This window comes from Paraburkholderia sp. JHI869, assembly GCF_038900775.1.
GTDB lineage: Bacteria > Pseudomonadota > Gammaproteobacteria > Burkholderiales > Burkholderiaceae > Paraburkholderia.
The window spans coordinates 579,716-594,597 of record NZ_JAYMSC010000002.1 but is presented as its reverse complement, the minus strand read 5'-3'; the positions used below and the strand labels follow the sequence as shown (position 1 = coordinate 594,597).

14 protein-coding genes are annotated in these 14,882 nt (G+C 66.5%); 11 read left to right on the top strand and 3 right to left on the bottom strand.

The genetic code is table 11. The features are described from left to right. The first annotated feature begins 35 nt into the window (after positions 1 to 35). From VSR72_RS05910 to VSR72_RS05895, 4 genes are all read left to right on the top strand, one after another. Positions 36 to 1,073 (top strand): aldo/keto reductase, encoded by a 1,038-nt coding sequence (locus VSR72_RS05910; RefSeq protein WP_342951458.1) that lies wholly within the window; start codon positions 36 to 38, stop codon positions 1,071 to 1,073. A gap of 3 nt (positions 1,074 to 1,076) precedes the next feature. Next, positions 1,077 to 1,961, top strand: coding sequence for an amidohydrolase family protein (locus VSR72_RS05905; protein ID WP_342951457.1), 885 nt, complete (start codon positions 1,077 to 1,079; stop codon positions 1,959 to 1,961). A gap of 169 nt (positions 1,962 to 2,130) precedes the next feature. Further along, on the top strand, positions 2,131 to 2,874 hold the full coding sequence (locus VSR72_RS05900; protein ID WP_342951456.1) for an SDR family oxidoreductase: 744 nt from the start codon (positions 2,131 to 2,133) through the stop codon (positions 2,872 to 2,874). 70 nt (positions 2,875 to 2,944) lie between these two features. Beyond that, entirely contained in the window at positions 2,945 to 3,793 is an 849-nt protein-coding gene (locus tag VSR72_RS05895) for an ureidoglycolate lyase (protein ID WP_342951455.1), read from the top strand. A 95-nt stretch (positions 3,794 to 3,888) separates the two neighbouring features. Here the strand turns inward: VSR72_RS05895 and VSR72_RS05890 are convergent, their stop codons facing one another. After that, positions 3,889 to 4,323, bottom strand: a complete 435-nt coding sequence (locus tag VSR72_RS05890; RefSeq protein ID WP_342951454.1) for a PaaI family thioesterase — start codon at positions 4,321 to 4,323, stop codon at positions 3,889 to 3,891. A 290-nt stretch (positions 4,324 to 4,613) separates the two neighbouring features. On the opposite strand from VSR72_RS05890, the gene VSR72_RS05885 reads away from it, so the two are divergent. Continuing rightward, positions 4,614 to 6,173, top strand: coding sequence for a methyl-accepting chemotaxis protein (locus VSR72_RS05885; RefSeq protein ID WP_342951453.1), 1,560 nt, complete (start codon positions 4,614 to 4,616; stop codon positions 6,171 to 6,173). 64 nt (positions 6,174 to 6,237) lie between these two features. Here the strand turns inward: VSR72_RS05885 and VSR72_RS05880 are convergent, their stop codons facing one another. Continuing rightward, entirely contained in the window at positions 6,238 to 7,323 is a 1,086-nt protein-coding gene (locus VSR72_RS05880) for an AGE family epimerase/isomerase (protein ID WP_342951452.1), read from the bottom strand. A 134-nt stretch (positions 7,324 to 7,457) separates the two neighbouring features. Between VSR72_RS05880 and VSR72_RS05875 the strand changes: the two genes are divergently transcribed. The 5 genes from VSR72_RS05875 (at position 7,458) to VSR72_RS05855 (ending at position 10,806) form a co-directional block, all read left to right on the top strand. After that, positions 7,458 to 8,144: an MgtC/SapB family protein gene (locus tag VSR72_RS05875; RefSeq protein ID WP_342951451.1), complete on the top strand. Its 687-nt coding sequence runs from the start codon at positions 7,458 to 7,460 to the stop codon at positions 8,142 to 8,144. Between the two features lie 293 nt (positions 8,145 to 8,437). Continuing rightward, positions 8,438 to 9,250, top strand: a complete 813-nt coding sequence (locus VSR72_RS05870) for a hypothetical protein (RefSeq protein WP_342951450.1) — start codon at positions 8,438 to 8,440, stop codon at positions 9,248 to 9,250. A gap of 200 nt (positions 9,251 to 9,450) precedes the next feature. After that, a complete protein-coding gene (locus tag VSR72_RS05865) occupies positions 9,451 to 9,606 on the top strand; it encodes a hypothetical protein (protein WP_169739096.1) in 156 nt (51 codons plus the stop codon). 183 nt (positions 9,607 to 9,789) lie between these two features. Beyond that, a complete protein-coding gene (locus VSR72_RS05860) occupies positions 9,790 to 10,404 on the top strand; it encodes a flavin reductase family protein (RefSeq protein ID WP_342951449.1) in 615 nt (204 codons plus the stop codon). Positions 10,405 to 10,509: 105 nt separating this feature from the next. Next, positions 10,510 to 10,806: a hypothetical protein gene (locus tag VSR72_RS05855; protein ID WP_342951448.1), complete on the top strand. Its 297-nt coding sequence runs from the start codon at positions 10,510 to 10,512 to the stop codon at positions 10,804 to 10,806. On the opposite strand, the gene VSR72_RS05850 is transcribed toward VSR72_RS05855, so the two are convergent. After that, positions 10,807 to 11,979: a porin gene (locus VSR72_RS05850; protein WP_342951447.1), complete on the bottom strand. Its 1,173-nt coding sequence runs from the start codon at positions 11,977 to 11,979 to the stop codon at positions 10,807 to 10,809. A gap of 280 nt (positions 11,980 to 12,259) precedes the next feature. Between VSR72_RS05850 and VSR72_RS05845 the strand changes: the two genes are divergently transcribed. Then, positions 12,260 to 14,797, top strand: coding sequence for a transglycosylase domain-containing protein (locus tag VSR72_RS05845; protein WP_342951446.1), 2,538 nt, complete (start codon positions 12,260 to 12,262; stop codon positions 14,795 to 14,797). The last annotated feature ends 85 nt before the right edge of the window (positions 14,798 to 14,882 follow it).

The following is a 14,882-nucleotide window of genomic DNA, read 5'->3' as shown; positions in this document are numbered from 1 at the left end:
TTGTGGACCCAACCATCTCCAGGAGGTGACGAGCCATGGCGCAAGAACAGCATCCCAGGGTGGCGCATACGCGCCGTATCGGACGCACGGCGCTCGAAGTGAGCGCATTGGGTCTCGGCACTGCGCCGCTCGGCGGCTTGTACCGCGATTTGTCAGAGGAAGAAGCGCAGGCCACTGTCGACGCCGCGTGGCAAGCCGGCATCCGCTTTTTCGATACCGCGCCGCACTACGGCCACACCAAGGCCGAGCACCGGCTGGGCGCGGCGTTGCGGCGCTATCCGCGCAACGAGTACGTGATTTCCACGAAAGTGGGCCGCCATTTCGTGCCGCGCACGCATCCGTACGACGGCAGCGAGGGCTGGCAAAACCCGCTGCCCTTCGAAGCGATTTTCGACTACACGCGCGACGGCATCCTGCGTTCGTTCGAGGACAGCCAGCAGCGGCTTGGCCTCGTCGAAATCGACATTCTGCTCGTGCACGACATCGGCCGCTTCACGCACGGCGAGCGCAACGAGCACTACTGGCGGCAACTGAGCGACAGTGGTTTCAAGGCGCTCGACGAATTGCGCAGCGCGGGCGCGATCAAGGCGGTCGGCTTCGGTGTGAACGAGCGCGAAGTGATACTCGAGGCGATGCGGGAATTCGACATCGACTGTGCGCTGCTCGCGGGCCGCTACACGCTGCTCGAACAGGCGCCGCTAGACGATCTGCTGCCCGAGTGCGAGGAGAAGGGCGTAAGCATTCTGCTCGGCGGCGCGTTCAATTCGGGCATTCTCGCGCACGGCCTGCTTGGCGAACTCAAGTTCAACTATGCCGACGCGCCGCAGGAAGTGGTCGAGCGCGTGGCGCGGCTCGAAACGATCTGCCGGACCTACGACGCGCCGCTCGCCGCGGCGGCGCTGCAGTTCCCCTATGCGCACCCGGCTGTGGCAACGGTGCTCAACGGCGCGCGCAGCCCGCAAGAGGTGCGTGAGAACGCCGCCTCGTTCGAGACGAAATTGCCTCGCGAGTTGTGGCTCGCGCTGCGCGACAAAGGTCTTCTCGATCCGCGCGCGCCGCTTCCGCAGGTTTGAGCCATGGCTACGATCACTACGATCGAGGCGATCGACGCCCATCAGCACTATTGGGACCCCGCGCGCGGCGATTACGGCTGGCTCACGCCTTCGATGACCGCGCTTTATCGCGCGTTTGGTCCCGCTGATCTCGCGCCTTTGCGCGCGTCGTGCGGCGTGGCGCGCACGGTGGTCGTGCAGGCCGCGCCGACCGTCGAGGAAACGCGCTGGCTGCTCGACCTCGCGCGCAACGAGCCATCGATTGCGGGCGTAGTGGGCTGGGTGCCGCTCGACGATCCGCACGTCGGCACGTTGATCACCGAACTCGCGCGCGAGCCGAAGCTGTGCGGCGTGCGCCCCATGCTCCAGGACCTGCCCGACGACGACTGGATCGAGAATGCCGATACCGCGCGAGGTGTGGAAGCGCTCATCGCGCACGATCTCGCCTTCGACGCACTCGTTTTCACGCGCCATGCGCATGCGCTCGCGACGTTTATCGCGCGCAATCCCGCGCTGCGCGTGGTGATCGATCATGGCGCGAAGCCGCCTATTGCCGATGGCGCAGAAAGCGGTTTCGCCGAGTGGTCGCACGCCGTCTCGCGGTTCGCGCGGTTTCCGCAAGTGCATTGCAAGCTTTCCGGGCTCGCGACCGAAGCCGCGCCTGGTTGGGACGACGCCACGCTTGCGCCCTGGGTCGCGCATCTGCTCGCGTCGTTCGGCCCGAAGCGCCTCATGTGGGGCAGCGACTGGCCGGTGCTGAACCTCAATGGCGACTACGAACGCTGGCATGCAAGCGCGCAACAACTCACGAAGGCGCTATCCGCAGACGAGCGCGCCGCTGTTTTTGGCGGCAATGCAGCGGCTTTCTATCGGCTTAAAACCGGGCTAGGGGACGATCCAGCCGGTTAGAAAACGTCCGCCGAACGCCACGAGGCGCGCCTGCGTCGCCATAATGGCCGTTCGCGTCATCCCGACTTCTTCCCGCGATTTCATCGCTCGATCGCGGCACGGGGCGCCTGCAGCAGTACCGGGTCTCACCGTGCCTCGCTTTCAACCGCGCTTTCAACCGGAGTGGCAGATGGTACAAAGACTGGCCGGCAAGACGGCCTTGATCACCGCGGCGGGCCAGGGCATAGGCTACGCGGCCGCCGAACTGTTCGCGCGCGAAGGCGCACGCGTGATCGCCACGGACCTGCGCATCGACGCGCTCTCGGCGCTGCCGGTCGAGGCGCGCAAGCTCGACGTGCTCGACGGCGCGGCCATCACCGCGCTCGCGCAGGAACTGGGCACAATCGACGTGCTGTTCAACTGCGCGGGCTTCGTGCACGCGGGCTCGATACTGGAAGCGAGCGAAGAAGACTGGGACTTCGCGTTCGATCTGAACGCGAAGGCGATGTACCGGACCATCCGCGCCTTCCTGCCGGCCATGTTGACGAAGGGCGGCGGGTCGATCATCAACATGTCGTCGGCGGCGTCGAGCGTGAAGGGCGTGCCCAACCGCTTTGTGTACGGCGCCTCGAAGGCCGCTGTGATAGGGTTGACGAAGGCCGTAGCCGCTGACTTCGTGACGCGCGGCATCCGCTGCAACGCGATCTGCCCCGGCACGGTGTCTTCGCCGTCGCTCGAGGAGCGCATCGCGACGCAAGCCGCGGCGCAGGGCACGAGCGTGGACGCGGCGCGCGCCGCGTTCGTCGCGCGCCAGCCGATGGGGCGCGTGGGCAAGCCCGAGGAAATCGCGGCGCTCGCGCTCTACCTCGCTTCCGACGAATCGGGATTCACGACCGGCCAGGCGCATGTGATCGACGGCGGATGGTCTAACTAGTTAGCCCCGAATCTGCCGCAAGCGATTCTGACCGACTGCATAGCACTCAGACACACGAGGAACACAGACGATGAAACTGCTTCGCTATGGCCCGAAGGGCCACGAAAAACCGGGCCTGCTCGACGCCGAAGGCCGCATTCGCGCGCTCTCAGGCAACGTGGCCGACATTGCAGGCGACGTGCTTTCCGATGCCGGCCTCGCGCAACTGCGCACGATCGATCCGGAAACGCTGCCGCTCGTCGAAGGCAATCCGCGCATCGGGCCCTGCGTCGGCCATATCGGCAAGATGGTCTGCATTGGCCTGAACTATGCCGATCACGCTGCCGAGTCGGGCATGCCGGTGCCGAGCGAGCCAGTCGTCTTCAACAAGTGGACGAGCGCCATCGTCGGCCCGAACGACGACATCGAGATCCCGCGCGGCTCGAAGAAGACCGACTGGGAAGTGGAACTGGGCGTGGTGATCGGCAAGCACGCGAAGAACGTGAGCGAGGCCGACGCGCTCAACTACGTGGCCGGCTACTGCGTGATCAACGATGTGTCCGAGCGCGAATGGCAGATCGAGCGCGGCGGTCAGTGGGACAAGGGCAAGGGCTTCGATACGTTCGGCCCGACCGGCCCGTGGCTCGTCACGCGCGACGAAGTGCCCGATCCGCAGAATCTCTCGATGTGGCTCGAAGTGGATGACCATCGCTACCAGAACGGCAGCACGCGCACGATGATCTTCACGGTCGCGAAGCTAGTTTCGTATCTTTCGGAGTGCATGAGCCTGCAGCCGGGCGACGTGATCTCCACTGGCACGCCGCCTGGCGTGGGCATGGGCGTGAAGCCGAACCCCGTGTTCCTGAAGGCGGGGCAGACGGTGCGTCTCGGTATCGAGGGTCTGGGCGAGCAGCAGCAGAAAACGCGCGCGGCGGAATAAGCGCGCCTGAAGCATGAAAAAGCGCGCGAGGGGAAGCGGGGCAGACCCGCTTCGCCTCGCGCGCTTCGTTTTGCGGCGCAGACGTTTCTGTTTGTCTAACTTTTCTCGTCCGGCCCATTGCCTTCCGGCAGCCGGTTAACCGTCCCCTGGGCGAGCGCCACGAGCTTTTCGTCGCCGTTTTCCATCACGTACACGCTGCACTGGCACGTGGCCTGATGCCGCCCCACGTGCACCACGCGCGCCCGCGCCATCAGCGTGCCCTTTAGCGCCGGGCGCAGATAGTTGATCTTGAATTCTGCCGTCACCACCCGCGGCCCGAGAGCCAGCGCCCCCGCGAAGGTCAGCGCATTGTCGGCGAGATAACTGATCACCCCGCCGTGCACGAAGCCGTGCTGCTGCTTGAGGTCGTCGCGTACCGGCAGCCTCAGCGTCAGCTCGTCGGCCCCCACGTGCGTCAGTTCGGTTCCGAGCAGCACGCTGAACGGTTGGGCATGCAAAGCGCCGCGCGCGCGATCCACGAGATCTGTCATCGTCGCATTCCCTGGGTCTATCCCCGAGTGGTTTCCTAACCACTCTAGGAAGCCTCGGCGTCGAGTCAAGGTGAATCGAACCGAGTCGGCATTTTATTGTTGCGAGAAATGCAGAGAATGCTCGTGTAACCATTGCCGAAATGATCTGCTATGCATTTTAGGGCGTTTTCTCACGGTTTATTCACGGTTTAGGGCTCAAAAACCGGGTTTGCGCGGCCGTAAACGCAGTGCGGGCCCGAGCGATCACATGCTCGTGCCTCACTCATTCACTGCCATCCCAGGTGTCCCCGATGTTCAGCAAGATCAAGGTCGCATCCGGCCTGTTGTGTGTCCTCGTCGCGTTCTGTGTACTGCAGCTCGTGACCGCAGGACTTGGTTACTGGTCGCTCACACGTACGCACGACGACGTGGCCGACCTCTCGAAAGTGGCGTTGCGGCAGGCAAGCGCCGCCAACGTCATCACCCAGCAGTTGATGGACGCCCGCATCAACCTCTCGCGCGCGGGCACGCGCATGGTCCGTGGCGGCACGGTGCCGACCGACATGGTCAATCACGCGCGCGACCAGCTCGCCGCCGCCGACACCACTTTCGCGGCCCTCATGGCCGTGCCGCCGATCAACGACGACAACCGCGCGCGCGTCGCCGCGTTCGGCGAGCGCTACCAGGTGTACCGCAAGGCGCTTGGCGAGCTGATCGACGACCTCAATGGCAACAATCTGCAGGCCTTCCTCGACCAGCCGACGCAGTCGTACCAGGACGCCTATCTCGCGGAGCTGCACGCCTTCGCGCAGTTCAGCGCCGCCGCGAGCCGCGCTTCGCTCGATTCGATCGACTCGCGTCTCGCGCTCTTCCAGGGCGTGGGCATCTTCATCCTGGTACTGCTGATCGCGCTCGCGACCGGCGTGCACTTCGCGCTGCGGCGCGGCGTGGTGGAGCCGCTCGAGGAAGCGGGCCGCCATTTCGACCGTATCGCGCGCGGACGCCTGAACGAGCGCGTCGCCGCGCGCGGCGAGAACGAGATCGGCCGGCTGTTCCAGGGCCTTTCGCTGATGCAGTCGAGCCTGGCTCGTACCGTCCACACCGTGCGCGAAACGGCGGGCTCGATCAACGTGGGCGCCGACGAGATCGCCACGGGCAACGCCGATCTTTCGGCGCGCACCGAATCGCAGGCGGCTTCGCTTGAGGAAACGGCGGCGAGCATGGAGGAACTCACGGGCACCGTGCGCAACACGGCCGAGAACGCGCGCGAGGCGAACGCGCTGGCCGAGGCGGCGCTCGACGCGACCGCGCGCGGCGGCGCCGTGGTGGGCGAGGTGGTCGAGCGCATGCGCGGCATCGCGCAAAGCTCGGACAAGATCGCGGAGATCATCGGCGTGATCGACGGCATCGCGTTCCAGACCAACATTCTCGCGCTCAACGCGGCCGTGGAAGCGGCGCGCGCGGGCGAGCAGGGCCGTGGTTTCGCGGTCGTGGCGGGCGAGGTGCGCGGGCTTGCGCAGCGCAGCGCGCAGTCGGCCAAGGAAATCAAGACGCTGATCAGCGAGTCGGTTTCGCAGATCCGCGGGGGCTCGGAGCTCGTGGAGCGTGCGGGCGAGTCGATGCGCGAGGTGTCGAACTCGATCTCGCGCGCCACGCAGATGATGGCGGGGATCAGCGCCTCGTCGCTCGAGCAGAGCACGGGCATTGATCAGGTGAATCAGGCCGTCTCGCAGATGGACCAGATGACCCAGCAGAACGCGGCGCTCGTCGAGGAGGCCGCGGCTGCCGCGGCCTCGCTGCATCAGCAGACGCGCCAGCTTTCCGAGGCCGTGGCCGCATTCGAGATTTCGCCGGCGGTGCTGGCGGCCTGATCGGGTTGAGCCTCACGTAGGCGGGTTTGCGCCCGCCCACGTTGGCGCTTCGAGTGGTTGCGCCTCAGACGCCCATACCCTGGTAAGCGGTCAAGAGGTGATACGGCGTCGTGGACGGCATGTCCGCGCGCGCAACCTCGCCGTTCACATTGCGGCATTCCACCCAGCCTTGCGGCGTGAGAAAGCGCGGCGCGAAGCGCGCGACTTGCGGCGCGACCGCGGCGCGCACCGTGGCGTCGCCGTGCGTGGCGAGCGCGCGCAAATATTCCGTTTGCGCCCAGATGCGCTGCGTTGCATCAATCACACGGCCGTGCTCGTCGAGCGCGGCCGCCACTGCCCCCGTTTCCGGGTCCACGCCGTGCTTCTGTGCGAAGGCGAAGGCGCGCGCGAGCGCTTCGTCCAGACCCGACGCGCCCAGCCGCGCGCCCGCGCGCGTTGCCAGCCAGAACCATTCGAACTGATGTCCGGGCTCGAGGCGGTTGTCCGCCGCGCCGAGGGGCAATTCGGCGATGCAGCCCGTCGGCTCGTGCAGGAAGCCGCGCGCGAGCGCCTCGACGAGGCGCGTGATTGCCGTATCGAACGCGCTGTCGCCGGTTGCCTCGCTCGCCACGAGCCAGGCTTCGGTGAGGTGCATGAGCGGATTCTGCAGCGGGCCGCCGGTGACGCTCGCGAAGGAAGCGTCGAGCGCCGAGTTGAGCAGGCCGTCTTGCGCGGCGAAGCGATCGACGATCAGCGAGGAGGTTTCGCGCGCGACATCGAGCGCCTCGGCCGAGCCGAAGCGCTGGCCGTAGGCCGCGGTTGCGAACACCACGAAGGCGTGCGTGTAGAGGTCCTTGGTGGTGTCGAGCGGTGCGCCGGCGGCGTCGACGCTATAGAACCATCCGCCGTGCTTCGGGTCCCGATAAGTGTGGCGCAGCGTTTCGAAGAGCGTTTGCGCGTGCGCGGCGTCGCCGGCCTGGGTGAAGACGAAGAGCTGGCGGGCGCATGCCATCGCGCGGTAGCGCGTGACGGGCAGCGGCTTCGTACCGGCCGCATCGAGCGCCTCGTAGGGCAGGCGCAGTTCGGCATTGAAACCCGGGCCGCGCCACATCGGCAGGACGATACGGTCGAAATGCTCGCGCAGGCTGGCTGCGCTCGTAGGTGTGTTCATGGCGAAAAGGTGCGGCGAAGCGCGTCACTTCAAAGGGCAATGCCGGCGATTGTACGCATTCGCAAAAGGCGCGGGAAATTCCACCTTGCCGCGGGGCGCGCGCCCATGACAACAAGACCAGGAGGGTGAAAACAATGATCGGAAACTGGGAACTCATTGCGCGGCTGGTGCTGGCCGCCCTGCTCGGCAGCGTGATCGGCTTCGAGCGCGAGCGGCTTTCGTGGGCGGCGGGGCTGCGCACCCATATGCTCGTGAGCGTGGGCTCGGCGCTCATCATGCTCGTTTCGGCCTACGGTTTCGCCGATGTGCTCAAGGACGACCACGTCGTGCTCGATCCTTCGCGGATGGCGGCGCAGGTCGTCTCGGGCATCGGCTTTCTCGGCGCGGGCTCGATCCTGCTGCGCGGCGAGGTCGTGCGTGGCCTCACCACGGCGGCGAGCCTCTGGTCGGTCGCCGCCGTGGGCCTCGCGGTGGGCGGCGGGCTTTACACGGGCGCGATTGCCGCGACCGTCATCATTCTCATCATCCTCGCGGGCATCAAGCCGCTCGAGCGGCGCTTCATTACGTTCCGGCAGCGCCGCCAGTTCACGCTGCTCGTCAGCCGCGGCGCACTCACGTTCCACTCGCTGCACGACGCGCTCGGCACGTCGAGCCCGCGCGTGAAGCAGTTCGTCGTCCAGCAGAGCGACGACTCGCCCGAGCTGGACGAAGTGATGATCACCTTGAGCCGGGTGTCGTCGATGGAGTACGAGGCGATTTGCGCGACGCTGCGCCGCTTGCCCGATGTGAAGGAGTTCCGCGAGGACGGCGTGCCAGGTTGACCTATGCGGGGTGTTGGTCGATGCCCGCTGGGTAAGTCGGGGGAGAGTATCTGGCGGCGCGTTCCGGCATGCGACAATGGGTGTTCGAACCAGAACACGAGGACGTCGCCAAACGGCCGTGACCGGCCGGCGCGCGACGCGAACCGCATCGCTGACCCATGGCTGATTACGCAGATACCGCATCCTTGAGCTCTTCGCATCCTGAACGCAGTGCACCGTGGCAGCCCCGCTCCACGTCCGCGCCGTCCAACGTTACTGAATCCCCTGTTGTATTCGAATCCGATGCTTCGCAGGTGCTGGCGGGTGAGAGTCTTGCCGCCGTCGCCGAAGCGGATGCCGCCGCCGTGCGCCAGGGTACGCTGAGCGGCTTCGAGAACCCTGAGCCGGCTCAAGCTGCGGCGGCGCCCAGCGACGAGGCGAGCGTTGTGAGCTCCGTTGCGACAGCAACGACTGCGCGCCGCGCGCCGCGCGCGAAGCGTGCCGCTGCCCCTGCCATGGCCGAAGCCGCGACGGCGGGCCTTGGCGAAGTGCAAGAACCGGATGCCGCAGCGTTCGTCGCGGAGCCGTCGTTCGCCGCCGACAACGCCGGGCGCGTCGAACCCACTGGGTTCGCGCCCGAAGCCGCTCAAACGGCGACTCAAACGGCCACGGAGCCGGATGCGCTGGCGCAGCGTCTCGACGCGCTCCAGGGCGCGCTCGCCGAGCAGCGCCGCATGGCTGCCGTGTCTTCGCGGCAGCTCAAGTGGGTGCTTGCTGCTGCTTCGGCGGCCGTGCTCGCTTCGGTGGGGTTCGGGATCGCGCAATCGGTGCGGTTCGACAGCTTCGCAAACGAGTCCCGCGCCGAACAGGCGCGCCTCGAGCAATTCAGCCTGAAGCAGCAGTCCACGCTTGACGATCTGTCGCAGCGCCTCACGGCGCAGGCCGCCGCCGCAACAGCGGCTGCCGCTGCGGCGGCCGCTGCCGTGGAGAGCCAGGCGGCGCCTGCGGCCCGCGCGGTGGCGAAGACTTCGCCCGCCAAGGCGGCTCCCACGCCCGCGCGCCATGCAGCAGCGGCGCATTCCACCCGTGCGGCTCACGCTAAAAGCGCCCAGAAAACCAGTCGCTGACCGGCTTCGCCCCGCGATCCCACCCCTTTAGCTCAAATCTCGATGCGTTGTTCTGTTGCAACGCATCGATTGCGCTCGACCCCGTGCGACGGCGCGTCGCAGTTTTTTTGCTGCATTGCACTAGCGCTTCCCTAGGGAAAACCCTATAATTCGTTCTGTCTTAGGGAAAACCCTGAACTGCAGCCTAACTGGGAGTCGCCATGAGCTTCATCTTTGCACTGTTCCAAAAGGTGAGCGATCTCTTCGCGTCGCCGTATCTGCCGATGGATTCGGAATACTCGTACGCAGCGCGTCACCGCGAAGCCGAGCGCGTTCGCCGCTCGCACTACATGCCGTTCGGCATGCCGCGTGACTGATCGAAGCTGAGGCGCTTCGGACGGCGAGTGCCGTCCAACGCGTTTCTCCGGTCAGACCGCAAGATTTTCAAGCAAGGCCGGCTTTCGAAAGAGAGCCGGCCTTGTTGCGTTCTGGTCTGACGGCAGTCGCGCGCGGCTCGTGGCATAGTGATGCCGCTTCGAAATCGCTACGCCTCACACCACATGTCCAATACCTACTTCTACGATCCCGCTCAGGGCCATGGCCTGCCGCACGACCCGTTCAAGGCGATCGTCGCGCCGCGCATGATCGGCTGGATCTCTAGCCGCGCGAAAAGCGGCGCGCTCAATCTCGCGCCCTACAGCTTCTTCGGTGCGTTCGCCACCTTTCCGCCGATCATCGGGTTCTGCAGCGAAGGCCGCAAGGACAGCATCAGCAATATCGAAGAGACCGGTGAGTTCGTCTGGAACCTCACGTCGAAGGCGCTGGCCCCGCAGATGAACCGCACCTCCGCACCGGTTGCCGCCGATGTCGACGAATTCGCGCTCGCGGGCCTGACGGCCGCGCCGGGGCGCAGTGTCGCCGTGCCGCACGTGGCCGAGTCGCCGGCCGCGCTCGAATGCAAGCTGCTGCAGATCGTGCGGCTCAACACGGTGGACGGCACACCCATGGACAACTGGCTCGCGCTCGGGCAGGTGGTGGGCGTGCACATTCGCGAGGAATTCCTGAAGGACGGCCTGTTCGACACGCACGCCGCCCAGCCCGTGATGCGCGCGGGCTATCGCGCCGACTACGCGCAGATCGGCGAGATGTTCCAGATGGTGCGCCCGAGCGCGTAAGCCGCTTTAGGCATGACCGCGGCGCGCGCAGGGCACGACGTTGCCGCGTCCCGCCCGCCCGCCGATAATGGGCCGACCGCGCCAAGCGCGCGACGGAGGCAATCCATGCAATCTCCGACGGGATCGGTAGTGGCGCTCAGCTCGGCCGCCTCGACGATGTTTTCGATCGGCATGATCGCGCTGGGCTACTGGGGGCTGCACGAGCCTTCGGCCTGGCGTATCGGCGACCGCGTGGTCGTCGGCATCGCGCTCGCGGGTTTCGCGTGCCTCGGCAGCGTGCCCTGGCTCGCCACGTCGCCCGCGAAGCCCAACGACGAATCGCGCTTTCTCATGGCGCGCCGCGCCTTTCTCTGCGGCGCGGCGGCCGTGTGGGTGTCGATCGCGCTATCGCTGGTGCTGTGATTAGAAGCGTGCGCGCAACCCCACCGTGCCCACCACCTGATTGGCCGTCGAAGAGGCGCCGCCCGCCGTGTTGATGAACGCCACGTAGTTGTGTCCCGACGCGTGCTGGTACATGGCCTCGCCGTAGAGGTCGGTGCGCTTCGAGAGGCGGTACACGACCTGTGCGTCCACCTGGTTCCACTTCGGATCGGCGCCGTAGGTGGTCGTGTTGCTCACGTGGCCATCCGTGAACGTGTAGGCGAGACCCAGGCTCCACGCCGGGTTCAACTGATATTTCCCGTTCACTTCGTAATTGTTGAAGCTCATGTCGCCGCCTTGCGAGCCGAACGAGTTCGTACCCGAGTATTCGCTGCGCGTGAACACGAAGCCCGCCGTGGCCGGACCGAACGAGTAGTTGATGCCGCCGCCGAACGAACGCAGACGGTCGGCGCCGAGCGCGAAGCCGCCCTTGCCATTGGCCGTCGATTCCGCGAGATCCACTGCGCCGGGGCTGCTCGCCGTGGCGCCCTGCGTGCCGTTGAGTTGCAGATAACCCGCCGCGATGGCGAGCGGCCCGTTGGTGTAGCTCGCGCCGAAGCTGTAGGCGCGGTTCACGGCGAAGTCGGTCTGGTTCGAGAACGCGTAGAGCGCGCCGAACTTCAGGCCGCTATAGGTATTGCTCGTGAACTTGACCGCGTTGCTCATGCGCAGCGAGTGGTTCAGGTTGTCGTTGTCGAACGGATGCGCGAAGCCCGTGTCGCCGAAGGTGCCCGCCGTGGCGGAGAGCGGGGCGACAAAGTCGACGAGCGAGTCGTACTGGCGGCCGAGCGTGAGCGAGCCGAACTGGTCGCTCGCCAGGCCCACATAGGCCTGGCGGCCAAACATGCGGCCGTCCTGGCCGAGCTTGCCGTTCTGCACGTTGAAGCCGTTTTCGAGCACGAAGACCGCATGCAGGCCGCCGCCCAGGTCCTCGCTGCCGCGCACGCCGAAGCGGCTGCCGTTCACGTTGCCGCTCGTCGCCTGCCAGAGCGCGCCGCCGGACTTGCCGCTCGCGACGTTGTTCGTGTACATGATGCCGGCGTCGATCAGGCCGTAGAGCGTGACCGAGCTTTGTGCGTGGGCGGCGGGCGCGGCAACCACGCCGAGAGCGCCGAGCACGGCGGTAGCGGTGGTGAGCGAGACGGTGTTCTTCATTCGAGGTTCCTGTAGCGTTGTTGTTTCGTAGCGAGTGCAACAGCGACAGGAGTGTAGGGAGTGAAATGCGCCGGAAAACCGGCTGTGACTGGAGAGGATTCTTCCTCGATCTGGAAGGATGATTTCATCTCCTTGTCATAAATCGACTCGTGGCGATGTAGGGCGTGCGCCCGGCGGGATGACGGAGTGGCCCTGGGAGTTTGGTACGATTCACGCTTTGCCAGCCAACCCTACCTGCCGCGTGAAGCGTTACGTGCCGTTGATCCGCGATCGAATCGCGATGCAGTTTTCCCGTCTGAAGCCCGCCGCCGCGCGGCTTGGCGCGTTTTTACGTCCGTTCGCGGCGCGTGCGCTCCATCACCTTCGGCATCCCACGCGGCGCGGCGTGCTCATGGCCATTGGCGCGCTGCCGGCGCTCGTCGCGCTCTACGTGCTCGTGCTGATTCCGTTCACGCCGAGCATTGGCGACATCCGCAAGGCGCGTGTGGACGAGCCGGCGCAGATCCTTTCCGCCGACGGCAAGGTGCTCGCCGAGTTCAAGCCCTCGAACCGCGAATGGGTGCCGCTCGCGCAGATCTCGCCGCACATGGTCGACGCGCTGATTTCCACCGAGGATCACCGCTTCTACGAGCACCACGGCATCGATTTCAAGCGCACGGCGGGCGCCGCGCTGCACACGTTCTCGGGCGAGCGCCAGGGCGGTTCGACCATCACGCAGCAGCTCGCGCGCAATCTCTATCCCGATGAGATTGGCCGTGCGCCCACGCTCACGCGCAAGATCAAGGAAGCGATCACGGCGTTCAAGATCGAGGCGGTGTACAGCAAGCAGCAGATTCTCGAAACGTATCTCAACACGGTGCCGTTTCTCTACAACGCCTACGGCATCGAGATGGCGTCGCGCACGTACTTCGGCGTGTCGGCGGATCAGCTCGATATCCTTCAAGCCGCGACGCTCACGGGCATGTTGAAGGGCAATGCCTATTACAACCCGGTGATCAACCCCGAGCGTGCGCTCGCGCGGCGCAACACCGTGCTCGGCCAGATGGTGAAGTACGGCAAGCTCAGCGAGGCACAGTACGCCACGCTCTCGAAGAAGCCGCTGCGCCTCGACTTCGAGCGGCAGACCGAGCCGCCCGGCCCTGCGCCGCACTTCGCGCTGCAACTGCGCAAGTGGCTCATCTCATGGGCCGACCGCAACGACTACAACATCTATTCCGATGGCCTCGTGGTGCGCACCACGATCGATTCGCGCCTCCAGCAGATGGCGACCGCCGCGCTGCGCCAGCACACGAACCAGCTCCAGGGCATCGCCAACGGCGCATGGAGCGGACGCAACGGCTGCGTGGCCAGCAACGACCTGTTCGCGACGTTCATGCGCGAAACGCAGGACTACAAGAGCGCGCGCGATGCGGGCGCGAACGACGCCGACGCGCTCAAGCAGCTCACCTCCGACCGCACCTTCATGCGCAATCTCTGCAAGAGCAAGACCGCGGTGGAGGCGGGCTTCCTCGCCATCGACCCGCGCAACGGGCAGATCAAGGCGTGGGTGGGCAGCCGCGACTTTACCGACGAACCGTTCGACCACGTGCAGCAGGCGCGCCGTCAGCCGGGCTCGACGTTCAAGCCGTTCGTGTACGGCGCGGCCTACGCGGCGGGCGCGAAGCCGACTGACACGTTCATCGACCAGCCGGTGGAGATTCCGCTTGCAGGCGGCGAAATCTGGAAGCCGACCGACGACGTGCCGCCGAGCAACCGCCCGATGACGCTGCGCGACGCGATCGCGTTCTCGCGCAACCGCATCACCGCGCAGTTGATGCAGACCGTGGGCCCGGACAAGGTCGCGCGCCTCGCACGCGCGATGGGCGTGCGCGACAGCCAGCTCGAGCCGGTGCCGTCGCTTGCACTCGGCACGAGCCCTGTCACGCTGAAGGAGATGGTCTCCGCCTACAGCACCATCGCCAACGACGGCGAGTATCTCGAGCCGCGCATGGTCACGAGCATCGAGGACCACAAGGGCAACGTGCTTGCGCAGTTCGAGAGCGCTTCGCCTGAGCGCGCGCTTTCCGCTGAAGCGGACCGCACGCTGCTCGACACCATGCGTGATGTCGTGAACCGCGGCACGGGTGCGGCCATCCGCTCGCGCTTTGGCATTCGCGGCGACGTGGCGGGCAAGACCGGCACGACCCAGGGCAACACGGACGGCTGGTTCATCCTGATGGACCCGCAGCTCGTGGCGGGCGCGTGGGTGGGCTTCGACGACGGCCGCGTGACGCTCGACGACTACTGGGGGCAAGGCGCGCGCAGCGCGCTGCCGATCGTCGGCGACTTCTTCCAGCGTGCGCAGCGCCAGCGCCTCGTCGATCCGCGTGTGCGCTTCGACACCGAAGTGACGCCGGGCGCGTTCGAAACCTTCCGCGAGAAGCTGCGTGCGTGGATGGACAAGCTGGTCGGCACGCACGAAGCGCCGCCGCCGCAAAGCGGGCCGGTGCGGCATGCGCCGCCGCCGCGCGTGACAGCGGCGCCTGCGCCTGCATCCGTGCCTTCCGCGGCTTCGGAGGCGGGGGCATCGGCGCCTTCGGTGGCATCGGCGCCGTCTGCCGCTTCGGCGGCGGCTGCAGAAGCCGCCGCGCGCGCGATCATGGGCGTGCCGCCGATCGTCGGGCCGTCCAGCGCGCCGCCTGCGCAAGCCCCGCAGCCTTCGTATCCGGCGCAGGCGCCGGCGCTCGCGCCGACTCCGACGCCCGACGAAGCAGAACCGGACACGCCGCCCGCGAGCGCGAGCTACACGCCGCCGGTGGCGCAGCCGCAAGGGCAATGAACGCATCCGCCCGCGCCGTCGTCCGAGGTTGACGGCGCGGGCGGACACCACGCGCTTGACCTGCCGCAAGCTTCCATTGCGGCAC